21 protein-coding genes are annotated in these 24,837 nt (G+C 72.6%); 13 read left to right on the forward strand and 8 right to left on the reverse strand.

Annotated features, from left to right (window positions below):
• The first annotated feature begins 5 nt into the window (after positions 1–5).
• Positions 6–2,189, forward strand: coding sequence for a 3-hydroxyacyl-CoA dehydrogenase NAD-binding domain-containing protein (locus tag ACWCV9_RS35455; protein ID WP_450792865.1), 2,184 nt, complete (start codon positions 6–8; stop codon positions 2,187–2,189).
• On the opposite strand, the gene ACWCV9_RS35460 is transcribed toward ACWCV9_RS35455, so the two are convergent.
• Positions 2,175–2,897 carry a MerR family transcriptional regulator gene (locus ACWCV9_RS35460; protein WP_450792867.1) on the reverse strand — a complete coding sequence of 241 codons (723 nt, stop codon included), beginning with the start codon at positions 2,895–2,897 and terminating at the stop codon, positions 2,175–2,177. The genes ACWCV9_RS35455 and ACWCV9_RS35460 overlap by 15 nt on opposite strands.
• Positions 2,898–3,108: 211 nt before the next feature.
• Here ACWCV9_RS35460 and ACWCV9_RS35465 point away from each other — a divergent pair, with 211 nt between their 5' ends.
• The 3 genes from ACWCV9_RS35465 to ACWCV9_RS35475 are packed head-to-tail and all read left to right on the forward strand — an operon-like array spanning position 3,109 to position 6,011.
• The gene (locus tag ACWCV9_RS35465) at positions 3,109–4,575 is read left to right on the forward strand and encodes an amino acid permease (protein ID WP_450792869.1); all 1,467 of its coding nucleotides are present in this window, start codon (positions 3,109–3,111) and stop codon (positions 4,573–4,575) included.
• Between the two features lie 42 nt (positions 4,576–4,617).
• Positions 4,618–5,103 (forward strand): macro domain-containing protein, encoded by a 486-nt coding sequence (locus tag ACWCV9_RS35470; protein ID WP_450792871.1) that lies wholly within the window; start codon positions 4,618–4,620, stop codon positions 5,101–5,103.
• Complete coding sequence (locus ACWCV9_RS35475; RefSeq protein ID WP_450792873.1) at positions 5,103–6,011, forward strand: adenosine kinase; 909 nt, start codon at positions 5,103–5,105, stop codon at positions 6,009–6,011. The genes ACWCV9_RS35470 and ACWCV9_RS35475 overlap by 1 nt, the downstream gene beginning before the upstream one ends.
• A 3-nt stretch (positions 6,012–6,014) precedes the next feature.
• On the opposite strand, the gene ACWCV9_RS35480 is transcribed toward ACWCV9_RS35475, so the two are convergent.
• On the reverse strand, positions 6,015–7,505 hold the full coding sequence (locus ACWCV9_RS35480; protein WP_450792875.1) for a M1 family metallopeptidase: 1,491 nt from the start codon (positions 7,503–7,505) through the stop codon (positions 6,015–6,017).
• Between the two features lie 187 nt (positions 7,506–7,692).
• On the opposite strand from ACWCV9_RS35480, the gene ACWCV9_RS35485 reads away from it, so the two are divergent.
• Complete coding sequence (locus ACWCV9_RS35485; RefSeq protein ID WP_450792877.1) at positions 7,693–9,558, forward strand: Xaa-Pro dipeptidyl-peptidase; 1,866 nt, start codon at positions 7,693–7,695, stop codon at positions 9,556–9,558.
• Between the two features lie 42 nt (positions 9,559–9,600).
• On the opposite strand, the gene ACWCV9_RS35490 is transcribed toward ACWCV9_RS35485, so the two are convergent.
• Positions 9,601–10,518 (reverse strand): FAD-dependent oxidoreductase, encoded by a 918-nt coding sequence (locus tag ACWCV9_RS35490; protein ID WP_450792900.1) that lies wholly within the window; start codon positions 10,516–10,518, stop codon positions 9,601–9,603.
• 119 nt (positions 10,519–10,637) lie between these two features.
• On the opposite strand from ACWCV9_RS35490, the gene ACWCV9_RS35495 reads away from it, so the two are divergent.
• Entirely contained in the window at positions 10,638–11,669 is a 1,032-nt protein-coding gene (locus ACWCV9_RS35495) for an oxidoreductase (protein ID WP_450792879.1), read from the forward strand.
• 39 nt (positions 11,670–11,708) lie between these two features.
• Positions 11,709–13,349, forward strand: coding sequence for an ABC-F family ATP-binding cassette domain-containing protein (locus ACWCV9_RS35500; protein WP_450792881.1), 1,641 nt, complete (start codon positions 11,709–11,711; stop codon positions 13,347–13,349).
• A gap of 55 nt (positions 13,350–13,404) precedes the next feature.
• Here ACWCV9_RS35500 and ACWCV9_RS35505 read toward each other — a convergent pair whose 3' ends face one another.
• Positions 13,405–15,792, reverse strand: coding sequence for a Tex family protein (locus tag ACWCV9_RS35505; RefSeq protein WP_450792883.1), 2,388 nt, complete (start codon positions 15,790–15,792; stop codon positions 13,405–13,407).
• 147 nt (positions 15,793–15,939) lie between these two features.
• Here ACWCV9_RS35505 and ACWCV9_RS35510 point away from each other — a divergent pair, with 147 nt between their 5' ends.
• Together ACWCV9_RS35510 and ACWCV9_RS35515 are read left to right on the forward strand one after the other, a co-directional pair.
• Positions 15,940–16,899 (forward strand): GlxA family transcriptional regulator, encoded by a 960-nt coding sequence (locus ACWCV9_RS35510; protein WP_450792885.1) that lies wholly within the window; start codon positions 15,940–15,942, stop codon positions 16,897–16,899.
• A 29-nt stretch (positions 16,900–16,928) separates the two neighbouring features.
• Entirely contained in the window at positions 16,929–17,564 is a 636-nt protein-coding gene (locus ACWCV9_RS35515; protein WP_450792887.1) for a DJ-1/PfpI family protein, read from the forward strand.
• Here ACWCV9_RS35515 and ACWCV9_RS35520 read toward each other — a convergent pair.
• Positions 17,551–18,303, reverse strand: coding sequence for an enoyl-CoA hydratase/isomerase family protein (locus ACWCV9_RS35520; RefSeq protein ID WP_450792889.1), 753 nt, complete (start codon positions 18,301–18,303; stop codon positions 17,551–17,553). The two genes, ACWCV9_RS35515 and ACWCV9_RS35520, sit on opposite strands and share 14 nt — an antisense overlap.
• Before the next feature lie 113 nt (positions 18,304–18,416).
• On the opposite strand from ACWCV9_RS35520, the gene ACWCV9_RS35525 reads away from it, so the two are divergent.
• Positions 18,417–18,986: an HdeD family acid-resistance protein gene (locus ACWCV9_RS35525; protein ID WP_450792891.1), complete on the forward strand. Its 570-nt coding sequence runs from the start codon at positions 18,417–18,419 to the stop codon at positions 18,984–18,986.
• A gap of 199 nt (positions 18,987–19,185) precedes the next feature.
• Complete coding sequence (locus ACWCV9_RS35530) at positions 19,186–19,680, forward strand: ATP-binding protein (RefSeq protein WP_450792892.1); 495 nt, start codon at positions 19,186–19,188, stop codon at positions 19,678–19,680.
• Between the two features lie 24 nt (positions 19,681–19,704).
• Here ACWCV9_RS35530 and idi read toward each other — a convergent pair whose 3' ends face one another.
• The 3 genes from idi to galE form a co-directional block, all read right to left on the reverse strand.
• The gene (gene idi / locus ACWCV9_RS35535; RefSeq protein WP_450792894.1) at positions 19,705–20,298 is read right to left on the reverse strand and encodes an isopentenyl-diphosphate Delta-isomerase; all 594 of its coding nucleotides are present in this window, start codon (positions 20,296–20,298) and stop codon (positions 19,705–19,707) included.
• A gap of 182 nt (positions 20,299–20,480) precedes the next feature.
• Entirely contained in the window at positions 20,481–21,416 is a 936-nt protein-coding gene (locus ACWCV9_RS35540) for a cation diffusion facilitator family transporter (RefSeq protein WP_450792896.1), read from the reverse strand.
• A gap of 170 nt (positions 21,417–21,586) precedes the next feature.
• Positions 21,587–22,558 carry a UDP-glucose 4-epimerase GalE gene (gene galE, locus ACWCV9_RS35545; RefSeq protein WP_450792897.1) on the reverse strand — a complete coding sequence of 324 codons (972 nt, stop codon included), beginning with the start codon at positions 22,556–22,558 and terminating at the stop codon, positions 21,587–21,589.
• 265 nt (positions 22,559–22,823) lie between these two features.
• Here galE and ACWCV9_RS35550 point away from each other — a divergent pair, with 265 nt between their 5' ends.
• Together ACWCV9_RS35550 and ACWCV9_RS35555 are read left to right on the forward strand one after the other, a co-directional pair.
• Complete coding sequence (locus ACWCV9_RS35550) at positions 22,824–24,617, forward strand: DUF5941 domain-containing protein (protein WP_450792898.1); 1,794 nt, start codon at positions 22,824–22,826, stop codon at positions 24,615–24,617.
• Positions 24,614–24,837 (forward strand): sugar phosphate nucleotidyltransferase (locus tag ACWCV9_RS35555; RefSeq protein ID WP_450787353.1); only part of this gene is annotated, 224 nt, incomplete at its 3' end. The genes ACWCV9_RS35550 and ACWCV9_RS35555, both read left to right, overlap by 4 nt.

Raw genomic sequence — 24,837 nt, forward strand, 5'->3', positions numbered from 1 at the left:
CTGTCATGACCGAGAGCACCACCATCCGCTGGGAGCAGGACGACACCGGTGTCGTCACCCTCGTGCTGGACGACCCCGACCAGTCCGCGAACACCATGAACCAGGCGTTCCGCGCCTCCATCCAGGCCGTCGCCGCGCGCGCGGAGGCCGAGAAGGACTCCATCCGCGGCATCATCTACACCTCCGCCAAGAAGACCTTCTTCGCGGGTGGCGACCTCAAGGACATGATCAAGGCCGGTCCCGAGGACGCCCAGCAGGTCTTCGACGCCGCGACCGAGATCAAGAACGCGCTGCGCCGCATCGAGACCCTCGGCAAGCCGGTCGTCGCCGCCGTCAACGGCGCGGCCCTGGGCGGCGGTTACGAGATCGCGCTCGCCTCCCACCACCGGATCGCCCTGGATGCCCCCGGGTCCAAGATCGGCCTGCCCGAGGTCACCCTCGGCCTGCTGCCGGCGGGCGGCGGCGTCACCCGCACCGTCCGGCTGATGGGCATCACCGACGCGCTGCTGAAGGTGCTGCTCCAGGGCACCCAGTACAGCCCCCGGCGCGCCCTGGAGGCCGGCCTGGTGCACGAGGTGGCCGCCACCCCGGAGGAGATGCTCGCCAAGGCCCGCGCCTTCATCGACGCCCACCCCGAGTCGCACCAGCCGTGGGACGTCCCCGGCTACCGCATCCCGGGGGGTACGCCGGCCAACCCGAAGTTCGCCGCCAACCTGCCCGCCTTCCCGGCCAGCCTGCGCAAGCAGACGAACGGCGCCCCCTACCCGGCCCCGCGCAACATCCTCGCCGCCGCGGTGGAGGGCTCCCAGGTCGACTTCGAGACCGCGAGCACCATCGAGACCCGCTACTTCACCGAGCTGGTCACGGGGCAGACCGCCAAGAACATGATCCAGGCGTTCTTCTTCGACCTCCAGGCCGTCAACTCCGGCGCCAACCGCCCGAAGGGCGTCGAGCCCCGCCAGGTCCGCAAGGTCGCCGTCCTCGGCGCCGGGATGATGGGCGCCGGCATCGCCTACGCCTGCGCCCGCGCGGGCATCGACGTCGTCCTGAAGGACGTCACCGTCGAGGCGGCCCTCAAGGGCAAGGGCTACTCGGAGACGCTGTGCGCCAAGGCCGTCGCCAAGGGCCGCACCAGCCAGGAGAAGGCCGACGCGCTGCTCGCCCGCATCACCCCCACCGCCGAGGTGACCGACCTCGCGGGCTGCGACGCGGTGATCGAGGCCGTCTTCGAGGACACCGCGCTCAAGCACAAGGTGTTCCAGCAGATCGAGTCCGTGGTCGCGCCCGACGCGCTGCTGTGCTCCAACACCTCCACCCTGCCCATCACCACGCTCGCCGAGGGCGTGGAGCGCCAGGCCGACTTCATCGGCCTGCACTTCTTCTCACCGGTCGACAAGATGCCGCTGGTGGAGATCATCAAGGGCGAGCGGACCGGCGACGAGGCCCTCGCCCGCGCCTTCGACCTGGTCCGGCAGATCAACAAGACGCCGATCGTCGTCAACGACTCGCGCGGCTTCTTCACCTCCCGCGTGATCGGCCACTTCATCAACGAGGGCGTCGCCATGGTCGGCGAGGGGCTGGAGCCCGCCTCCGTGGAGCAGGCCGCGGCCCAGGCCGGCTACCCGGCCAAGGTGCTCTCGCTCATGGACGAGCTGACCCTGACCCTCCCGCGCAAGATCCTCGGCGAGACCCGGCGGGCCGTGGAGGAGGCCGGCGGCACCTACACCGCGCACCCGGCGGAGGCGGTCATCGACCGCATGGTGGACGAGTTCGGCCGCACCGGCCGCAGCGGCGGCGCGGGCTTCTACGACTACACCGAGGACGGCAAGCGCGCCGGGCTCTGGCCGGGCCTGCGCGAGCACTTCACCAAGCCGGGCCAGGAGATCCCCTTCCGCGACATGCAGGAGCGGATGCTCTTCGCCGAGGCGCTCGACACCGTACGGCTCCTGGAGGAGGGCGTCCTCACCTCGGTCGCCGACGCCAACATCGGGTCGATCCTCGGCATCGGCTTCCCCGGCTGGACGGGCGGCGTGCTCCAGTACATCAACGGCTACGAAGGCGGTCTGCCGGGCTTCGTGGCCCGCGCGCGCGAGCTGGCCGAGCGCTACGGCGAGCGGTTCACCCCGCCCGCGCTGCTGGTGGAGAAGGCCGGGAAGGGGGAGCCGTTCAGCGACTCAGTCCGCCCCTGACCCGCCGAGCCACTCGCCCAGCTCCTCCCGCAGCGACCGCTGGAAGGTCGTGAGCAGCGCCTGCACCACCAGCGGCTGCATATGCGCGGACAGGGACTTCACATCCCGGGTGTCCCGCTCCGCCACCTCGCCGCGGAAGAGCTGGGCCAGTTCGTGGGCCGCGGCGCGCGAGTGCTCCATGAGCACCCCGCGCGCCGCCCGGATCGCGTCCTGCGACAGCGGCACGTCGAGGAGCCGGACGCCGAGCCGGAGCAGCCCGCAGTCGACCCGGAGCATCCCCTCGTCCTCCTCCCGGACCACGCCCATCGCCGTCAGGCACTCGATGTCCTCAGCGGCGAGGGGGCGCCCGGCGCGCCGTTCGAGTTCGCCCCGCGACACGGTCTCCACCGTGTCCGGCGCCCAGGACGCGACCACCGCGCGATGGATGGCCAGGTCGTGCGGGCCGAGATCCGGCGGCAGCTGCTTGAGGTACCGCTCGATCGCCGCGAGGGTCATGCCCTGCTGCTGAAGCTCCTCGATCAGCGCGAGGCGCGCCACATGCTCGGGCCCGTAGTGCCCCACCCGGCGCGGACCGATCGCCGGCGGGGGCAGCAGCCCCTTGCTGCCGTAGAACCGGACGGTGCGGACGGTGACACCGGCCCGGGCGGCCAGCTCGTCGACGGTGAGGGTGGGCTCCCCGGTGCCGGGCTCCCCAGTGTCGGTCGTCATGTGCAGCAGTATCGCTGTCTCACCAGAACTGTGAAACCGGTGAAGATCCCTGTGAGAAACGCCGCTCTGTGGCGTGGATCACCGCGTATCCGGACAACCCTCTGGGAAGCTGCTGCCTTGGTCTGTACCGATGCCCACCGGCGGGTGCGGGCCGAGCAAGTACGGACACCCGGGCCCACGAGGTCCGGGCCCACCAGGAAGTGGTACCACCGTGAGCAAGGACGCCGTGCAGTCGGCCCAGGCCGCCGCCCCTCCCCAGGCGCCCCAGACGCCCGCGGACGCGGGCGACGCCGGTTACAGCAAGGACCTCAAGGCCCGGCACGTCAACATGATCGCCATCGGTGGCGCCATCGGCACCGGTCTCCTCCTGGGTGCGGGCGGCCGCCTGCACAACGCGGGTCCGGCGCTCGCCCTGGCCTACCTGGTCTGCGGTGTCTTCGCCTTCTTCGTGGTGCGCGCCCTCGGCGAGCTGGTCCTGTACCGCCCGTCCTCCGGGTCCTTCGTGAGCTACGCGCGTGAGTTCCTCGGTGAGAAGGGTGCCTATGTCGCCGGCTGGATGTACTTCCTGAACTGGTCGACCACCGGCATCGCCGACATCACCGCCATCGCGCTCTACACGCACTACTGGAGCTTCTTCACCTCCATCCCGCAGTGGGTGCTGGCGCTGATCGCGCTCGCGGTGGTCCTCGCGGTGAACCTCATCTCGGTGAAGATCTTCGGCGAGATGGAGTTCTGGTTCGCGATCATCAAGGTCGCCACCATCGTCGGGTTCATGCTGATCAGCATTTTCCTGCTGGCCACCCAGCACAAGGTCGACGGCCACACCCCCGGTCTGAGCGTCATCACCGACCACGGCGGTCTGTTCCCGCACGGCATGATGCCGGTCGTCCTGGTGATGCAGGGTGTGATCTTCGCGTACGCCGCGCTGGAGCTGGTCGGCGTGGCCGCCGGTGAGACCGCCGAGCCGGAGAAGGTCGTTCCGCGCGCGGTGAACTCGATCATGTGGCGGGTGGGCCTGTTCTACGTCGGCTCGGTCGTGCTGCTCGCGCTGCTGCTGCCCGGTTCGGTGTACTCCGCCGACGAGAGCCCCTTCGTGACCGTGCTCTCCAAGATCGGTGTCCCGGCGGCCGGCGATGTGATGAACCTGGTCGTGCTGACTGCCGCCATGTCCTCGCTCAACTCCGGTCTGTACTCCACCGGCCGCATCCTGCGCTCCATGGCCATGGCGGGCTCCGCGCCGAAGTTCACTGCCCGGATGAACCGCAGCCAGGTGCCCTACGGCGGCATCCTGCTCACCTGCGCCGTCTGCGTGCTCGGCGTCGGCCTGAACTACCTGGTGCCCAGCCAGGCCTTCGAGATCGTGCTGAACATCGCCTCCCTCGGCATCATCAGCACCTGGGTGATCATCATGGTCTGCCACATGATCTTCGTCCGCCGCGCCCGCGCCGGGCTGGCGACCCGGCCGCACTTCCAGCTGAAGTTCAGCCCGGTCACCGAGATCGCCACGATCGCCTTCCTGCTGGTCTGCCTCGGCATGATGTGGAACGACCCCGACGTCGGCCGCAAGACCATCCTGCTCATCCCGGTCATCGCCGTCATGCTGGTCGCCGGCTGGTTCGGCGTGCGCCGCCGGGTGTCCGAGAACACCCGCCAGGAGCCGTCCGAGCTGACGAAGTAGCAGCTCACCGCCACTGTCAGTGGCATCGCCTACGGTGGCGTCATGTCGGAAGTCCAGTACATCCGAGGTGACGCCACCGCGCCGTCGGCCAAGGGCACCAAGGTGATCGCCCATGTCTGCAACGACATCGGCGGCTGGGGCAAGGGCTTCGTCCTCGCCCTCTCCCGCCGCTGGCCGGAACCCGAGGCGGCCTACCGCGCCTGGCACCGCGACCGCGCCCGGAACGACTTCGCGCTGGGCGCGGTGCAACTCGTCCAGGTGGAGCGTTACCTGTGGGTGGCCAACATGGTCGGCCAGCGCGGGATCAGGACCGGCAGCAAGGGCGTCCCGGTGCGCTACGAGGCCATCGACACCGCCCTCGGCCGGCTCGCGGACCGCGTGACGGAACTCGGCGCCTCCGTGCACATGCCCCGCATAGGCTGCGGCCTGGCGGGAGGCAAGTGGTCCCGCATAGAGCCGCTCATCACCGAACGGCTCGTACGGCGGGGGATCGCCGTGACGGTCTACGACCACGGGGAGGGCGCCTGATGAGCGTGCGGAATGATGTGCTGGTGCTCGGTGGGGCGGGTGTGGACACCATCGTGCACGTCCCGGAACTGCCCCTGCCGTACGCCGACAGCTACATGATCGACTCCGGGATCCGCACCCGCGCCGGGCAGACCGGCGACTTCGTCGCCCTGGGCCTGGCCGCGCTCGGCCTGCGCACCCACCACCTCGACCTGCTCGGCGACGACCCCGAGGGCGACCTGGTCCGCGCCCTGCACGACGCGCACGGCATCGGGCTGACCGCGCTCCCGCAGCCCGCCGGGACCAAGCGCGCGGTCAACCTCGTGGGCCCGGACGGCCGCCGCCTCTCCCTGTACGACACGACCCGCGCCCGCCCCGGCGACCGCTTCCCCGAGACCACCCTGCGCGAGCTGGCGGCGGCGAGCCGCCATGTGCACGTGACCCTCACCCAGCCCTGCGCCGACGCCCTGCCGGTGCTGCGCACGACGGGCGTACCGCTCTCCACCGATCTGCACGACTGGGACGGCGAGAACCCCTACCACGAGCCGTTCGCCCACACCGCCGACCTCGTCTTCCTCTCCGCCGCCGCCCTCACCGACCCCGAGCGGACCATGCGGCGCATCGCCGAGCGGGGCCGGGCCGAGGCGGTCGTGGCCACCGCCGGGGCGGACGGCGCCTATCTGCTGGCCGACGGCGAGCTGACCCGGATCCCGGCGGCGGTCCCGCCCGCGCCGGTGGTCGACTCCAACGGCGCGGGCGACGCCTTCGCCGCCGCCTACCTCTACGGCCGGCTGAGCGGCGAGCCGCACGAGCGGTGCGCCCGCTACGGCGCGATCGCGGGCGCGTACGCGTGCACCGTCCCGGCTGTCCGCGCGGACGCGATAGACCGGGACGGGCTCCTCGAAGCGGCGGCGGAGCCGGCCGGGTGAGACTCAGCGCACGTCGTTCGTGGCCTCGATCTTCTTCCACGACTTCGGCTGCGTGACCTTCGCACCCGTCGCACCCGTGGCGGCGAGGGAGCGCGCGGCCGGCGCCGCCGGCTTCGACGGCTGGAACAGCCAGGTGTCGAACAGCGCGTCCAGCGGCTTGCCCGACACCTTCTCCGCGTACTTCTCGAAGTCGGCCACCGAGGCGTTGCCGTACGCGTGCTCCGCGGGCCAGCCCTTCAGAATGGCGAAGAAGGCATCGTCGCCGACCGCGTTGCGCAGCGCCTGCACGGCCAGCGCGCCCCGGTCGTAGACGGCGATGTCGAACTGGTCGTCGGGGCCGGGGTCACCGGGCTTCACGGTCCAGAACGGGTCGTCGGCCGGGTGCGAGGCGTACACGTAGTCGGCGAGTTCCTGCGTGGTGCCCTCGCCCTCGTGCTCCGACCACAGCCACTGCGCGTACCGCGCGAAGCCCTCGTTGATCCAGATGTCCTTCCAGCCCTTGAGCGACACGTCGTCGCCGTACCACTGGTGGGCCAGCTCGTGCACGACCACGGAAGTGTTGGCGCCGTTCGCGAACTGCTTCGGGCTGTAGTAGACCCGGGTCTGCGTCTCCAGGGCGTACCCGGTGGTGGTGTTCGGCACATAGCCGCCGGCGCTGCTGAACGGATACGGCCCGAAATAGCCGCTCAGCCAGTCCACGAGTTCCCCGGTGCGCTCCACGCTGGCCCGCGCCGCCCCGTCGTTGTCGCCGAGGTCCTTGCTGTAGGCGTTGACGATCGGCACCCCGCCGTCGGAGGTGCCGGTGGTGATGTCGAACTTGCCGACGGCGAGCGTGGCCAGATAGGTCGCCTGCGGCTTGTTCTCCCGCCAGTTGTAGCGGGTCCAGCCCAGCTTCGAACTCGACGACTGGAGCGTGCCGTTGGAGATGGCCTGGGTGCCGTCCGGCACCGCCACCGACACGTCGTAGGTGGCCTTGTCCAGCGGGTGGTCGTTGCTCGGGAACCACCACCAGGCGGCCTCGGGCTCGTCGGCGGCGACCGCGCCGTCCGGGGTGCGGTGCCAGGTGGTGAAGCCGTACGCGCTCTTCGTCGACGGCACCCCGCTGTAGCGCACCACGACCGTGATCGGCGTGTCCTTCTTCAGCGGGGTCTTCGGCGTGATCACCAGCTCGTGCTCGCCGGAGTGCGCGAAGGCCGCCGCGCTGCCGTTGACCCGTACCTCGCTGACGTCCAGCAGGAAGTCCAGGTCGAAGCTGGACAGGTCCTGCGTGGTCCGGGCCAGGATCGTCGCCGTGCCGTCCAACTCGTCCGTCGCCGGCTGGTACCGCAGCCGCAGGTCGTAGTGGGAGACGTCATAGCCGCCGTTGCCGTAGGACGGGTAGTAGGGGTCGCCGATGCCCGGCGCGCCGGGGGAGTAGCTCGCGGCCGATGCCGGGATCGCCAGCAGGAGGGAGGCCGCCGCCAGTGCGCCCGGCGCGATGATTCTGCGGTGCACGTCAGCTCCAAGTCGTCTGGACTGCAAGTCCGTTCGGAGAAGGTGTTCGGAGCCTATTCAGTCTCTGTGGTCCCTGACCTGTCCATGGCCCCTGCTGTCACACGATCGCCATTCAGCCGTCACGCGGCCACACGTGTCGCCCGTTTTCCCTCTCGTGCACCACAGTTGCCGGGAGTACCGTCCGCCCATGCCGAGACACTCATCGGAAGACCCGCGCCGCACACCCTGGCGGGTGCCGGCCGTGGCGGTCGTCGCACTCCTGACGGCCGCCCTCCTCACGCCGGCCGTCGCCCATGCCGCGCCCCGCGAGAACCACGGGAACCGCGAGAGCCGGCCCGTCTACTCCTATGCCCACGCCGTCCGTGAGTCCGTCTGGGTGGACACGGGCTTCGACGCGGACGGGGACGGCCGGACCGACCGGGTCGCCGCCGACATCGTCCGGCCCGCCGAACCCGCCCGGCAGGGCCGCAAGGTGCCGGTCGTCATGGACGCCAGCCCCTACTACGCCTGCTGCGGGCGCGGCAACGAGAACCAGGTCAAGACGTACGACGCCCATGGCCGGGTGGTCCGTATGCCGCTCTTCCTCGACAACTACTTCGTGCCCCGCGGCTACGCCTTCGTCGGCGTCGACCTCGCCGGCACCGGCCGCTCCGACGGCTGCGTGGACGTCGGCGGCCGCTTCGACATCCAGTCCGCGAAGGCCGTCATCGACTGGCTGGGCGGCCGCGCCCGCGGCTACAGCAGCCGCACCGGCGGCAGGCCGGTCAAGGCGACCTGGACCGACGGCACGACCGGCATGATCGGCAAGAGCTGGGACGGCACCGTCGCCAACGGCGTCGCCGCCACCGGCGTCCGGGGACTGAGGACCATCGTCCCGATCAGCGCCATCTCCTCCTGGTACGACTACTACTTCGCCCAGGGCGCCCCGCTCCACGACAGCGGCCCCGACCGGCTGGCCGGCGCCGTGGAGAGCGACGGCGCGCGAGCCCACTGCGCCGCCGTCCAGCGAAGGCTCGCCGACGGCAGCCCGCGCAGCGGCGACTGGACCCCGCTGTGGACCGAGCGGGACTACGTCAAGGACGCGGCCAAGGTGCGCGCCAGCGTGTTCCTCGTGCACGGCATGCAGGACCTCAACGTCCGCACCCGGCATCTCGGCCAGTGGTGGGACGCCCTGGCGCGGCACGGGGTGCGGCGCAAGATCTGGCTGTCCCAGACCGGCCATGTCGACCCCTTCGACTACCGGCGCGGCGCCTGGGTCGACACCCTGCACCGCTGGTTCGACCATGAACTGCTCGGCTACGACAACGGGATCGACCGCGAGCCGATGGCCGACATCGAGCGCCACCCCGACCAGTGGGTCACCTCCGCGACCTGGCCCCCGCGCGCCACCCGCACCGTCACCCTGCACCCGGCCCCGGGCGCCCGGCCCGGCGTCGGCACCCTGGGACCGCGCCCCGCCACCGGCACCGAGACCTTCACCGACGACCCGACGCTCAGCGAGACCGACTGGGCCGCGCACCTGACCACGCCCACCCCCGAGAAGGCCGGCTTCCTCACCGCACCGCTCACCCGCGACCTGCGCCTGTCCGGCTCCTCCCGGGTGACGGTTACCGCGACCCCGAACACCGTGTCGGCCCATCTGTCCGCCGTCCTCGTCGACCTCGGGCCCGACACCCTTCGCGACTACGCCGACGACGGCGAGGGCATCAGCACGCTGACCCGGCGCACCTGCTGGGGCGAGAGCACGGCCGGTGACAGCGCCTGCTTCAAGGAGACCCGGGCGAAGACGACCGAGGCCGGCTTCACGGTGTTCAGCCGCGGCTGGGCCGACCTGGGCCATCACGCCTCGCTCGACAGAGGCGTCCCGCTCACCCCGGGCACGGCCTGCACCATGACCCTGAACCTGGCGGCCACCGACCATGTCGTACCCGCGGGGCACCGGCTGGCCCTGATCATCGCGGGCACCGACCGGGACCTCATCGAACCCCCGTCCACCAGGCCGACGCTCACCCTGGACCTCTCCCGCACGACAGCCGACCTCCCGCTCGCCTAGCCGGTGCGGCCGCCGAGGGGCGCACACCGTCACCCGCGCCCCTCAGACGGCCGTGAGCGCCAGCCCGGCCGCCTCCCGCGCGCATCCCCACGCCACCGTGACCCCGGCGCCGCCGTGGCCGTAGTTGTGCACCAGCACCCGGCCGCCGCCCGGCAGCGCCTCCCGCTCCAGCCGTACCGCATCGCGCACCGGCCGCAGGCCCACCCGGTGCTCCAGCACCCGGGCGCCCGCGATCTCCGCCCGTACCGCCGCACAGCGGGCGACGATCGCCGCGGCCACGGCCGGGTCCGGCTCCCGCGACCAGTCGTCCTCCTGCGCCGTACCGCCGAGCAGCAGTCTGCCGGGCTGCGGGATGAAGTAGGTGGAGTCGGTGGGGGAGCGGTCGACGGAGACGTACCAGGTCGTGATCCCCGGGTTCGCCACCACGACCAGCTGCCCGCGCACCGGGCGTACCGCCGGGTCCGGCACCAGGGACCGCGCCCCGAGCCCCGTGCAGTTGACCACGACGGCCGCCGGCACCGTGGCCAGGTCGGTCACCTCGCGCGACTCCACCGCGCCACCGGCCCGCACGAGCCGCTCCCGCAGCCAGCCCAGATACACCGGCATGTCGATCACCGGCAGCCGCGCCGCCAGCCCGTCCGCCACCGCCCGCAGCCCCGGCACCCGCCCGGCCCACTCGCCGAGCTCGTCCAGCCGGACCCCCTCGTGTACGCCCTCGACCAGACGTACGCCCGTCTCCCGCGGCCGGTGGGCCAACTCCTCGTACACGGCGAGGGATTCCAGCGCCCACGCCCCGGCCAGCGGCTCCGGTTCGATGCGGTACGGCCACCACAGGCCGCCGGCGACCGCCGAGACCGTCCGCTCGGCCGGCTCCCGCGCCCACACCCGCACCCGCCGCCCCGACTCGGCCAGCACCACGGCCGTCGTGAGACCGGCGACCCCGCCCCCGACCACGATCACTTCGTCACCCGGCTCGCTGTCCACGCCAGGACGATAGGCCCTGCCCGGACCGAGGGACAGCGCCCGGCGAATATGTCATGCGGCGCTCACATCCGTCCCGGTGTGGGGATACTCACAGCATGTCTGCCGTATACGCGACCTTCGGTGTGGCTCCGGCGATGCGCGCCGGGGGCGTCCTCGCCGACGGCGGTGTCCGGACCCACCGCGACTTCCTGGACTTCGTCGTGGACGGCCGCCCCCTGCTGCCGCTCCTGTCCGACCTGGACGCCGTCTCGCCGCTCGCCTCCGACGTGCCGCCCGCGATCTTCACCGCGCACGTCCGGGCGCTGCTGCTGGAGGCCGGACCCCCGCTGCCGGACGGCCGGTTCGTCCTCTACGGCTGCCCCGAGTGCGAGGACCTGGCCTGCGGAGCGGTCACGGCCGTCATCGAGCGCGACGGCGAGGACTACGTGTGGCGGGACCTCGCCTGGCAGACGGGACCGCGGGCAGACCTGGAGCGCGACGGCTATCACGGCATAGGACCGTTCCGCTTCCACGGCCCCGAGTACCGCGCCGCCCTCGCCGCCCTGGTCGACGGCCCAGCCGCACCCCGCCGCAGGGTGCTGCTGATCGGCGCCCGGGCCGGTGGGCTCGCCCGGACGGCCGCCGCGCTGCGCGCCATCGGCGTCGGCGCCGACATCACCCCGGACGCCCGGGACGTGCCCGCCGAGGAACTGCGCGGCTACGGCGCCGTCGCCTTCGCCGGCACGGTCACCGCGTCCGAACGCGCCGAGGTGCGGCGGGCGTTGGAGCGCGCCGGCATCGAGGCCGGGTGCGTCGAGGCGCCCGCCCCGATCGTGCCGGTCTTCGTCGCCCAGATCGAGCAGGCCCTGGACCGCGGCCCGCTCCCGGGGCGCCGGCTGACGGCGCTGACCGCCGCCGACGGCACGGCGGACGTGGAGGTGGCCTCGGCGTGCCGGGTGCGGATCACCGCGTACCGCCAAGGCCGGCTCCGCCGCAGCCGCGCTCACGAGGTCTTCGACGGCACCCTGACACCCGGCCGGCACCGCGTCCCCCTGGACCCGGGGGCCGTCAAGGGGGACGCCTACCTGGTCGCCCGGACCGCACAGGCCGTGCTCGTGGCACCGGTGCACCACGGCACAACAGGCTGAGGCACACCCGACCAGCCAGCCCCTTAAACTCGGCGTCTGATGACTGCCACTCTCGTCGCCAAGAACCTCGCCGCCGGGCACGGCGACCGCTCCCTCTTCTCCGGGCTCGACCTCGTCGTCGCGCCCGGCGATGTGATCGGGCTGGTCGGTGCCAACGGCGCGGGCAAGTCCACCCTGCTGCGGATGCTCGCCGGGCTGCTCGCGCCCGAGCACGGCGAGCTGCGGCTGTCCCCGCCGGCCGCGACCGTCGGCCATCTGCCGCAGGAGCCGGAGCGCAGGCCGGGGGAGACCGTCCGGGAGTTCCTCGGCCGCCGCACCGGCGTGACCGCCGCACAGCGCGTGCTGGACGAGGCCACGCAGGCGCTGGTGGACGGCGCCCCCGGTGCCGACGACGCCTACGCCACCGCCCTGGAGCGCTGGCTCGGCCTCGGCGGCGCGGACCTGGAGGAGCGTGCGGAGGAAGTGGCCGACTCGCTCGGCCTCGCCGTCGGCCTGGACCAGCCGATGACCTCCCTCTCCGGCGGCCAGGCCGCCCGCGCCGGCCTCGCCTCCCTCCTGCTGTCCCGTTACGACGTCTTCCTCCTGGACGAGCCCACCAACGACCTCGACCTCGACGGTCTGGAGCGCCTCGAACGCTTCGTCACCGGTCTGCGCGCGGGCACGGTCGTCGTCAGCCACGACCGCGAGTTCCTCACCCGCACGGTCACCAAGGTCCTCGAACTCGACCTGGCCCAGCAGCAGATCAACCTCTACGGCGGCGGCTACGCGGCCTACCTGGAGGAGCGCGAGGTGGCGCGTCGGCACGCCCGCGAGGACTACGAGGAGTACGCCGACAAGCGGGCCGCCCTCCAGGACCGCGCCCAGATGCAGCGCACCTGGATGGACAAGGGCGTGAAGAACGCCCGGCGCAAGGCCGGCAACGACAACGACAAGATCGGCCGCAAGTTCCGCAGCGAGGCCAGCGAGAAGCAGGCCGCCAAGGCCCGCCAGACGCAGCGCATGATCGAACGCCTGGAGGTGGTCGAGGAGCCGCGCAAGGAGTGGGAGCTGCGCATGGAGATCGCGTCCGCCCCGCGCTCCGGAGCGGTGGTCGCCACCCTGCGGGACGCCGAGGTACGGCGCGGGGACTTCACCTTCGGACCGGTGTCCCTCCAGATCGACTGGGCGGACCGGGTCGCGGTCACCGGCGCCAACGGCGCGGGCAAGTCGACCCTGCTGGGCGCGCTGCTCGGCCGGGTCCCGCTCGACTCCGGACACGCGGCGCTCGGCTCCGGCGTCCTGGTCGGCGAGGTCGACCAGGCCCGGGGGCTGTTCCACGGCCCGGAGACCCTGCTGGACGCCTTCTGCGCGGCGGTGCCCGACACCGAGCCGGCCGAGGTCCGCACGCTGCTCGCCAAGTTCGGCCTGAAGTCGGACCACGTCCTGCGCCAGGCCGCGACCCTCTCCCCGGGCGAACGCACCCGTGCCGCCCTCGCCCTGCTCCAGGGCCGGGGCGTCAACCTCCTCGTCCTCGACGAGCCGACGAACCACCTCGACCTGCCCGCCATCGAACAGCTGGAGCAGGCCCTGGACGCCTACACCGGCACCCTCCTCCTGGTCACCCACGACCGCCGCATGCTGGAGGCGGTCAGCGTGACCCGCCACCTGGAGGTCGCGGACGGAAAGGTGACGGAGCGCTAGCAGCGGAAGCCGGGTCCCGGGTCTCGGCCCGGGCCCCGGCCGCAGCCCCGCGGGGCTACCGCTTCTTCGGGTCCACCAGGCCCGCCCGCCGCAGCGCGTCGGCCATCGCGCTGTTGCCCGGCGGCGGGGCCTGACGGCCGCTCCGGTCGCCGCCCCTGTCGCCACCGCGGCCCTGGCGCTGGCCCTGCCGCTGCTGGGGCGGCCGGGCGCCGCCGCCGCGCTGCTGCCGGCCGCCGCCCTGGCCCTGCGGCGACGCCTCGTCGTCCAGGCGCAGGGTGAGCGCGATCCGCTTGCGCGGGATGTCCACGTCGAGGACCTTCACCTTGACGATGTCACCCGGCTTCGCCACATCGCGCGGGTCCTTGACGAACGTCTTCGACATCGCCGACACATGCACCAGGCCGTCCTGGTGGACGCCGATGTCCACGAACGCGCCGAAGGCGGCCACGTTCGTCACCACGCCCTCCAGGACCATCCCGGCGGCCAGGTCGGAGATCTTCTCCACACCCTCCTTGAAGGTGGCCGTCCGGAACGCCGGACGCGGGTCACGCCCGGGCTTCTCCAGCTCCTTCAGGATGTCCGTCACCGTGGGCAGACCGAAGGTGTCGTCCACGAAGTCGGCGGGCCGCAGCGAGCGCAGCACGCCCGTGTTGCCGACGAGGGAGGCCACCTCCTGGCCCGTGGTCTTCACCATGCGGCGCACCACCGGATACGCCTCGGGGTGCACGCTGGACGCGTCCAGCGGGTCGTCGCCGCCCCGGATCCGCAGGAAGCCCGCGCACTGCTCGAACGCCTTCGGACCGAGCCGCGCCACCTTCTTCAGCTCCGAGCGGGAGCGGAACGGCCCGTTGGCGTCCCGGTGCGCGACGATGTTCTCGGCGAGCCCGGAGGAGATGCCCGACACCCGCGCGAGCAGCGGCACGGACGCGGTGTTCACGTCCACGCCGACGCCGTTCACACAGTCCTCGACGACCGCGTCCAGCGAGCGGGACAGCTTCACCTCGGACAGGTCGTGCTGGTACTGGCCGACCCCGATCGACTTGGGGTCGATCTTCACCAGCTCGGCCAGCGGGTCCTGGAGCCGGCGGGCGATGGAGACCGCGCCGCGCAGCGACACGTCCAGGTCCGGCAGCTCCTGCGAGGCGTAACTCGAGGCCGAGTACACCGAGGCGCCGGCCTCGGACACCATCACCTTGGTGAGCTTCAGCTCCGGGTGCCTGGCGATCAGCTCGGCGGCGAGCTTGTCGGTCTCGCGGGACGCGGTGCCGTTGCCGATCGCGACCAGGTCGACCGCGTGCTCCTTCGACAGCCGCGCCAGCTTGGCGATCGCCTCGTCCCACTTGTTCGCCGGGACGTGCGGGTAGATCACGTCGGTGGCCACGACCTTGCCGGTGGCGTCGACCACGGCGACCTTCACACCGGTGCGGAAACCGGGGTCCAGACCCAGGGTCGCCCGGGTGCCGGCCGGCGCGGCGAGCAGCAGGTCGCGCAGGTTCGCGGCGAACACGTTCACCGCCTCGTCCTCCGCCGCCGTACGCAGCCGGAGCCGCAGGTCGATGCCGAGGTGGACCAGGATCCGGGTGCGCCAGGCCCAGCGGACGGTGTCCGTGAGCCACTTGTCGGCGGGTCGGCCGCGGTTGCCGATGCCGAAGCGCGCGGCGATGATGCCCTCGTAGGAGGACGGGCCGTCGGTGGCCTCCTCCGGCTCCAGGACGAGGTCCAGGACCTCCTCCTTCTCACCGCGCAGCATCGCCAGGATCCGGTGCGAGGGCAGCTCGGTGAACGGCTCCGCGAAGTCGAAGTAGTCGGCGAACTTGGCGCCCGCCTCCTCCTTGCCCTCGCGCACCTTCGCGGCCAGCCGGCCGCGCACCCACATGCGCTCGCGCAACTCGCCGATCAGGTCGGCGTCCTCCGAGAACCGCTCGGTGAGGATCGCCCGCGCGCCGTCCAGCGCGGCCTGCGGATCGGCGACGCCCCTGCCGGCGTCCACGAACGCGGCGGCGGCCGCCAACGGGTCCACCGTCGGGTCGCCGAGCAGGCCCTCGGCCAGCGGCTCCAGGCCCGCCTCGCGCGCGATCTGCGCCTTGGTGCGCCGCTTGGGCTTGTAGGGGAGGTAGATGTCCTCCAGCCGCGCCTTCGTCTCGGCGCCCCGGATCCGGGCCTCGAGCTCCTCGGTCAGCTTGCCCTGCTCGCGCACCGACTCCAGGATCGCGGTCCGCCGCTCCTCCAGCTCCCGCAGATAGCGCAGCCGCTCCTCGATCGTGCGCAGCTGCGCGTCGTCGAGCATCTCGGTCGCTTCCTTGCGGTAGCGGGCGATGAAGGGCACCGTCGAACCGCCGTCGAGCAGCTCCACCGCGGCCTTCACCTGCCGCTCCCGTACGCCGAGTTCCTCGGCGATCCTGCCTTCGATGGATCCCGCTCCGATGGATCCGGGTGTCGTCACGATCGCGTACCGCCTTCTCCGCTGAGGTTGCGCGGCAATTGTGGCAGGTGACGCCGACCACCGGGGATCAGGGCGGTACGCGGCATGGCGGAAAAGGTGGGAAATCCGTCGTTGCCGTCATCGCCTGGCCCGCCAACAATCGTGGACATGACGCCACGCACCCTTCTCGTCGTCCTCTTCGACGGCGTCCAGAGTCTCGACGTCACCGGTCCCGTCGAGGTCTTCACCGGTGCCGAGCGGCACACCCCCGGCTCGTACCGCATCCGTACCGCCTCCCTGGACGGCGGCCCGGTGCGCACCTCCAGCGGGCTGACCGTCGTACCGGACGGGTCCCTGGCCGGGGAAGCCGGTCCGCACACGCTGGTGGTGCCCGGCGGGGAGGGCACCGAGGGCCCCGATCCGCGGCTGGTGGAGTGGCTGCGGGCGCACGGCCCGCGGGCCCGGCGCCTGGTCTCCGTCTGCACCGGTGCCTTCCTGCTCGCCCGGGCCGGGCTGCTGGACGGCCGGCGGGTGACCACGCACTGGGCGTACTGCGCGAAGCTCGCCCGGGACCACCCGGCCGTCGAGGTCGACCCGGACCCGGTCTACGTCCGGGACGGGCCCGTGGCCACCTCGGCCGGTGTCACCGCGGGCATCGACCTCGCGCTGGCGCTGGTCGAGGAGGACCTCGGCCGGCAGGCCGCGCTGACCGTCGCCCGGCACCTGGTGGTGTTCCTGCGCCGGCCGGGCAACCAGGCCCAGTTCAGCGCCCAGCTCGCCGCCCAGACCGCCCGGCGCGAGCCGCTGCGGGACGTCCAGCAGTGGATCACCGAGCACCCGGACGCCGATCTGGGCGTCGAGGCGCTCGCCGCCCGCGCCGCCCTCTCCGCGCGCCAGTTCACCCGCGCCTTCCAGGCCGAGACCGGCACGACCCCCGGCCGGTACGTCGACCGGGTCCGCCTCGAACACGCCCGGCGGCTGCTGGAGGACACCTCCGACGGCGTCGAGCGGATCGCCCGCGCCAGCGGCTACGGCACACCCGAGGCCATGCGCCGCGCCTTTCTGCGCACCCTCGGCACCTCCCCGGCCGAGTACCGGCGCCGGTTCCGCCCGGCGACCGCCCTCTGATTTCTCACCCAGTACGGAAGGACAAGCCTGTGCAGATCGCCGTCGTTCTCTACGACCGGTTCACCGCCCTCGACGCCGTCGGCCCCTACGAGACCCTGGGCCGGCTCCCGGACGCGGAGACCGTGTTCGTCGCCGAGCGCACCGGACCCCACCGCACCGACACCGGACACCTCGCGCTCACCGCCGACCGCACCCTCGCCGACGTACCGTCCCCGGACATCGTGGTGGTGCCGGGCGGTCCCGGCCAGAACGCGCAGATGGACAACCCGGTGCTGCTGGACTGGCTGCGCGCGGCCGACGCGACCAGCGCCTGGACCACCTCCGTGTGCACGGGCTCGCTGCTGCTGGCCGCCGCCGGGCTGCTGACCGGGCGCCGCGCCACCTCGCACTGGCTGGCCCTGGACCAGCTGCCGCGCTACGGCGCCGAGCCCACCGGGGAGCGGGTGGTCGTGGACGGGAAGTACGTCACCGCGGCCGGGGTCTCCTCCGGCATCGACATGGGGCTGACGCTGCTCGGCAAGGTCGCGGGCGACGAACACGCCATGGCCGTCCAGCTGCTGACGGAGTACGACCCGCAGCCGCCCTACGACGCCGGCTCCCCTCAGAAGGCCCCGGCCCACCTGGTCGCGGAGTTCCGCACCAGGAGCCGCTTCATCCTGTCGTAGGGACGCTCCAGCCGAACCGCGGCGGCCGGCGTTCCAGGAACGCGGCGACGCCCTCCTCCATCTCCCCGCTGGCGCGCGCCTGGGCGGCCCAGTGGGCGTCGCGGTCGGTCCGGCCGTTCGCGAACTCCTTCGCGGCGGCCTGGGTGAGCTGGGAGCGGGACACCAGGGTCCGGGCCAGCTCGGCCACCCGCTTGTCCAGTTCGCCCTCGGGCAGCACCTCGTCCACGAACCCGGTGCGCAGCGCCCGCTCGGTGTCGATCAACTCGGCCGAGAACAGCAGGTACTTGGCGGTGGCCGGGCCGACCAGCGACACCAGACGGCGGGTGGAGGAGGCCGGGTAGACGATGCCGAGCCGGGCCGGGGTCACCCCGAACAGGGCCCCCTCCTCCGCCAGCCGCAGATCGCAGGCCCCGGCGAGCTGCGCCCCGCCGCCCACGCAGTGCCCGCGCACCGCGGCGAGCGTCGGCTTGGGGAAGGCGGCGAGGGCCTCCTCGGCCGCCACCGCGAGTGCCTGCGGCTCCGCCGAGCCCTGGAGCGAGGAGATGTCCGCGCCCGCGCAGAAGGTGGCGCCCGCGCCGGTCAGCACGAGCACCCGTACGCCGGGGTCGCGCGCCAGCTCGTCGAGCAGCGGCGGGAGGGCCCGCCACATCGCCGCGGTCATGGCGTTGCGCTTCGCCGGGTGACGGATCACCACGGTGGCTACGGAGTCGGCGATGTGGTGGGACAGCTCAGGGTCCATGGGCCGGATGTTACCGGCCGGTCCGGGCGCACCGGCGGGGACCGGTCACGCGTTACGGAGGGCGGTCCAGCGGAGATACGGTGGCAAAGGGGTTGTTGTTCGAGGAGGCGGCGATGGCCAGGTTCCGCAGGCGGAAGGACCGGGCGGCGAAGATGCGCCAGGGGTTCGGCTGGCTCGCGGCGCTCGGTGTGATCCTCGTGCTCGCCGGGCTCGTCGGACTCGTCTACACCGGGGTGGCCACCCTGACCTCCATGCTGCTGTTCGGCTGGCTGCTGCTGATCGGCGGGATCGTCGGCCTGCTGCACGCCATCCAGGCCCGCGGCACCAGCTTCTTCTGGCTCGGTGTCATCGTCGCCGCCCTGAACATCGCCGCCGGCATCGTCGTCATCCGGCTGCCGCACGCGGCGGCCGCCGCGCTCACCATGTTCGCCGCCCTGCTGTTCCTCAGCGCCGGCCTCTTCCGGATCGTCGGCAGCCTGGTGGTGCGCGGTCCGCAGTTCGGCTGGACCCTGCTGCTCGGCGTCTTCGACCTGCTGCTCGGGATCCTGGTCCTCGCCCACTGGCCGAGCAGCAGCCAGTACGTCATCGGCGCCTTCTTCTCGCTGGCCCTGCTCTTCGACGGCCTCGGGCTGCTGGCCGCCGGCTACAGCGGCCGCCGGGTCGTGGGGCTCGTCTCACAGTAGGGGCGGCCCGGATTCACGGCACGGGAAAACTGGGGCGCCGGCACCGGACAGGAACGCTCCCACACGTGACCGTGTCATACGCAGTCGGTCAGAAAGCGCTCGATACCCGCTGACTTGTGTTCAGTCAGAGGGGTCGGAGCCGGTCATTGCCAACACTCGACCTGTGGCGACAATCGAGCGCGAGGGTGGCGATCGGACGATGGACGACCACGGGCGCGGGGACGACCCGCGCCCAGCGGGGGGCGCCGAGCGGCCGCCCGATCCACTGCCGTACGAGGGTGTGTGGCGGTTCACCGCCCCCGCCGAGGACGCCTCGGTCCCCCGGGCCCGGCACGCGGTCCGGGACCTGCTGCTGCGCCAGGGCGTACCGGTCTCCGACGACCTGGCGGACGGGCTGCTGCTGATCGTCTCCGAGCTGGTCACGAACGCCGTACGGCACGCGGCCCTGCTGTCGCCGACGCTCGCCGTGGAGGTCGCCGTCGGGGCGGAGTGGGTGAGGGTGTCCGTGGAGGACAACCATCCGTACCGCCCGACCGCCCTGGAGGCCGATCACGGCCGGACCGGCGGCCGGGGGCTGCTCCTGGTCCGCGAGGTGGCCCGGGAGGCGGGCGGGGCGCTCGACGTGGAGCACACGGCGAGCGGCGGCAAGGTGATCTGGGCCACCCTGCCGCTCAAGCCCGCGGCGCTGTCGTAGTCGCCGGGCCCGCCGGGCCGGGGTTCACCAGCCCGCGGACGGGCCGGTCAGCTCCCTGATCGCCGGGCGTGCCGCGTCCAGCACCGTCATGAACCACGCCGAGAAGGGGTCCCGGGCGTGCCGCTCGGCCAGCTCGGCCGCCGTCACATACGCGGCCTGGGCGACCTCCTCGGGATCCGGGGCGAGCGGTGCCTGCACCAGACCGACGAACAGGTGGTTGAACTCCTGCTCCACCAGGCCCGACACCGGGTCCGGGTGGTTGTAGCGGACGGTGCCCGCCTCCGCGAGGAGCGAGGGGGAGACGCCCAGCTCCTCGTACGTCCGCCGGGCCGCCGCGGCGAACGGCGCCTCGCCCGGGTAAGGGTGCCCGCAGCAGGTGTTGGACCACACACCGGGGGAGTGGTACTTCTCGAGCGCCCGCTGCTGGAGCAGCATCCGGCCCTGCTCGTCGAAGAGGAAGACCGAGAAGGCGCGGTGCAGCTGCCCGGGCGGCTGGTGCGCGGCCAGCTTCTCCGCCGTGCCGGTCGTCACACCCTTCTCGTCGACCAGTTCCAGCAAAATCGCCTCTGCGGTGCCGTTCGACGAGCTGTGCGTCGCGGTGGCAGGTGTGATCGGCATACCCATCCTTCGCCTCGGTCCTCGCGCTCCAGTCTGCCGTACGAATCCGGCACTCCCGGCACTTCCCCGCATGTCCGCATGTCCGTGCGCGGCCGGGCACCGGGAGGCGGACCCGGTGGATCATCGTGCCCGGTGGCAGATACACGGAACCCCGCGCCGGGGCCGAACATCCGTGCCCGGGGTCAGTGGCACAGGCGGGCTTCGTGCTCCGCGTGCCCGCTCGGCTCCAGCTGGAAGGTGCAGTGCTCCACGTCGAAGTGGTCGCCGAGGCAGCCCTGCAACTCGTGCAGCATCTTCTCGTGGCCGATGGCGTTCAGCGCCTCCGAGCTGACCACCACGTGCGCCGACAGCACCGGCATGCCCGAGGTGATCGTCCAGGCGTGCAGATCGTGGACGTCCTCCACGCCGTCCAGGGCCAGGATGTGCGCCCGGACCTCTGCCATGTCGACGTTCTTGGGGGCCGCCTCCAGCAGCACGTCCAGCGTCTCGCGCAGCAGCTTCAGCGTCCTCGGCACGATCATCAGCCCGATCACCAGCGAGGCGACGGGGTCGGCCGGCTGCCAGCCCGTGGTCAGGATCACCGCCGCCGAGATCAGCACGGCGACCGAGCCGAGCGCGTCCGCGGCCACCTCCAGGAAGGCGCCGCGCACGTTCAGGCTCTCCTTCTGCCCGCGCATCAGCAGCACGAGCGAGACGGAGTTCGCGACCAGCCCGATCAGACCGAAGACGACCATCAGGCCGCCCCGGGTCTCCGCGGGTGTGACGAACCGCTGGACCGCCTCGTACAGGACGTACCCGCCGACACCGAGCAGCAGCAGACAGTTGGCCAGGGCGGCGAGGATCTCGGCGCGGGCGTAACCGAAGGTGCGGTGGGTGCTCGGCGGGCGGCCGGCGAAGTGGATCGCGAGCAGGGCCATGCCGAGGCCCACCGCGTCGGTGGCCATGTGCGCCGCGTCGGCGATCAGCGCGAGCGAGTCGGCGACCACGCCGCCGACGATCTCGACCACCATGATCGTGAGCGTGATGCCCAGCGCGATCCGCAACCGGCCCCGGTACGCGGCCGTGGCCGTACCCGGAGGCGCCGTGTGTGCGTGCCCGTGGTCGTGCCCAGCCCCCATGGAAACCGCCCTTCCCCGTTGTCTCGGGTCCGTTCTCGCGCCCCAGTCAACTACGGGCGGGGGGTATCGGGCAACGCGGCACTGAACACCGTTGTCATGTGCCCTGACCTGCGGAAACGATCCGCTGGTCAGGGCACCGGCCGGAGCGCGGGCGGGGTGGCGGGCGCGGGTCAGCCGCCGTGGTGCAGCCGCCAGCCCTCCCAGGCCGACGCGACCATCTCGCGCACCCCGCGCCGGGCCTGCCAGGACAGCTCGCGGGCGGCCCGCTCGGCGGAGGCGACCGCGCGCGGCGCGTCCCCCGGCCGGCGCGCCTCGACCAGCGGCTCCCTGCGGTCCCCGGTGACCTCGCCGATCACCGTGATCAGCTCGCGCACCGAGACCCCCTCGCCCCGGCCGATGTTCAGCGTCAGATCGCCGGTCAGGGTGCCGTCCGCCAGCCGCCGTGCCGCCGCCAGATGGGCCTCGGCGAGATCGGCGACATGGATGTAGTCCCGGACGCAGGTGCCGTCCGGCGTCGGATAGTCGTCACCGAAGATCCGCGGCGCCTCGTCCCGGGTGAGCCGGTCGAAGACCATCGGCACGATGTTGAACACCCCGGTGTCCGCCAGCTCCGGGGCGGCCGCGCCCGCCACGTTGAAGTAGCGCAGGCACACCGTGGAGATTCCGTGTGCCTTTCCGGCCGCCCGCACCAGCCACTCGCCGGCCAGCTTGGTCTCGCCGTACGGGTTGACCGGTGCGCACGGGGTGTCCTCGGTGATCAGGTCCACGTCCGGATTGCCGTACACGGCCGCCGACGAGGAGAACACCAGCCGGCGGACGCCCGCCTCGGCGACCGCGTCCAGGAGCGTGGCGAGGCCGCCGACGTTCTCCCGGTAGTAGCGGGTCGGCTGCGCCACCGACTCGGCGACCTGCTTGCGCGCCGCGAGATGGACGACGCCGGTCACGCCGTACTCCCGCAGCACCTGCCGCAGCCGGTCCCCGTCCAGCGTCGAGCCCTCGGCCAGCGGCACGTCCGCGGGCAGCCGCTCCGGTACCGCCGCCGACAGGTCGTCCAGCGCCACGACCTTCTCCCCGGCGCCCGCCATGGCCCGTGCCACATGCGCCCCGATGTATCCGGCCCCGCCGGTGATCAGCCACGTCATGGTCGTCCACCCTATGCCGACACCCAGGGTGTCCTGGATGCCCGGGTCTGCGCCCACTGGTTTGTGGGCCGGGCCCCCGATCCCCGATGATGATCGCGGCAAAGGCCCGGGCAGCCCCCGTGGACCGGGCTGTGAACGGCCGGTGAACACGGGCTTCCACCCATCCGATACCCTCTGCCGACATGCCGCCCGGGCCGCAGGCAGGGCGCCCCACCATGCAGAAGTCCGGTGCCGCCGCGCGCCGGCGTCCAGGGAGTGAGTTCGGTTGTCGACCGCCATCGTCACGGGTCAGCCGGTCCCCGGATCGTCGCTCGACCACGATCTGCGGTCCCTCGGCTTCGATGTGCGCACGGCAGCGGACGCCGCCGAGGCCGAGACCCTGCTCGCTGCTGCCCCGGCCGGCGACCGCGTGGCCCTGGTCGACGCCCGCTTCGTCGGCCACCCGCACGCCCTGCGCCTCGGTCTGACCGACCCGCGCTTCCCGCTCTCCGCGATCCCCGGCGCCGTCACCGCCCAGCCGGCCGCCCGGCAGGCGCTGACCCGGGCCCTGGCCCGCGAGACCTCCGCCGGCGGCGGCACCGGTACGGCGGTGGACGTCGGCAGCCTCGCCGACCGCCTCGTCACCGCGCTCGACGCCGACGGCGGCGCCGTGCACCGCCCGGAGCTCGGCAGCCTGGTCGCGGAGGTGCCCGAGGACCCGCAGGCCCGCAACGAGGCCCGGCAGGCCGTCGCCGCCGTCGACGACGAGGCCGTACGTCTGAAGTCGGCCGTGAAGTCCCGGGACGGCTTCTTCACCACCTTCTTCATCAGCCCGTACTCGCGCTACATCGCCCGCTGGTGCGCCCGCCGCGGGCTGACCCCGAACCAGGTCACCACCGCCTCGCTGCTCACCGCGCTCATCGCGGCCGGCTGCGCGGCCACCGGCACCCGGGGCGGCTTCGTCGCCGCCGGTGTGCTGCTCATCGCCTCCTTCGTGCTGGACTGCACCGACGGCCAGCTCGCCCGCTACGCCCTGAAGTACTCCACGCTCGGCGCCTGGCTGGACGCCACCTTCGACCGCGCCAAGGAGTACGCCTACTACGCCGGCCTCGCCCTCGGCGCGGCCCGCGGCGGCGACGACGTATGGGCCCTCGCCCTCGGCGCGATGGTGCTCCAGACCTGCCGGCACGTGGTCGACTTCTCCTTCACCGAGGCCAACCACGACGCCACCGCCAACACCAGCCCCACCGCGGCCCTCTCCGACAAGCTCGACAGCGTCGGCTGGACGGTCTGGGTACGGCGGATGATCGTGCTGCCGATCGGCGAGCGCTGGGCGATGATCGCGGTGCTCACGGCGGCCACCACCCCCCGGATCACCTTCTCCGTCCTGCTCGTCGGCTGCGCCTTCGCGGCGACGTACACCACGGCCGGGCGCGTGCTGCGGTCCGTGACCCGCAGGGCGAGCCGCACCGACCGGGCGGCACAGGCCCTCGCCGACCTCGCCGACAACGGCCCGGTCGCCGACCTCGTGGCCCGCCTCACACGCGTCCGCCTCGGCGCCCCGCTGCTCGTGGCCCTCGCCGGTACGGCGATCCTCGCCGCGTCCCTCTTCTCCGGAGTGACCTGGGCCCCGGTCGCGGGTGCCGCCGTCTACGCCATCACCGCGGGGCAGGCCCTGTACCGCCCGCTCAAGGGCGCCCTGGACTGGCTGGTGCCGCCCCTCTTCCGGGCCGCCGAGTACGGCACCGTCCTCGTCCTGGCGGCCAAGGCCGGGGTGAACGGAGCACTGCCCGCGGCTTTCGGGCTGGTGGCGGCCGTCGCCTACCATCACTACGACACGGTGTACCGCATCCGCGGCAACGCCGGAGCGCCCCCGGCCTGGCTGGTGCGCTCCATCGGGGGGCACGAGGGGCGCACGCTCCTCGTCACGGTCCTGGCCGCGGTCCTCACCGCGGCGCAGTTCAAGGTCGCGCTCACGGTGCTCGCCGTGGCCGTCGCCCTCGTGGTGCTCGCCGAGAGCATCCGCTTCTGGGTGTCCGCTGGGGCGCCCGCCGTACACGACGAAGGAGAACCCGCATGATCGGCCTCGTGCTGGCGGCCGGCGCCGGACGGCGTCTGCGCCCCTACACCGACACCCTGCCCAAGGCGTTGGTGCCGGTGGGGCCCGCGGGCATCGAGGGCGAGCCCACGGTCCTCGACCTGACCCTGGCGAACTTCGCGGAGGTCGGTCTGACCGAGGTCGCGATCATCGTCGGCTACCGCAAGGAGGCCGTGTACGAGCGCCAGGCGGCCCTGGAGGC

The sequence above is a fragment of the Streptomyces sp. NPDC001606 genome, from assembly GCF_053596835.1.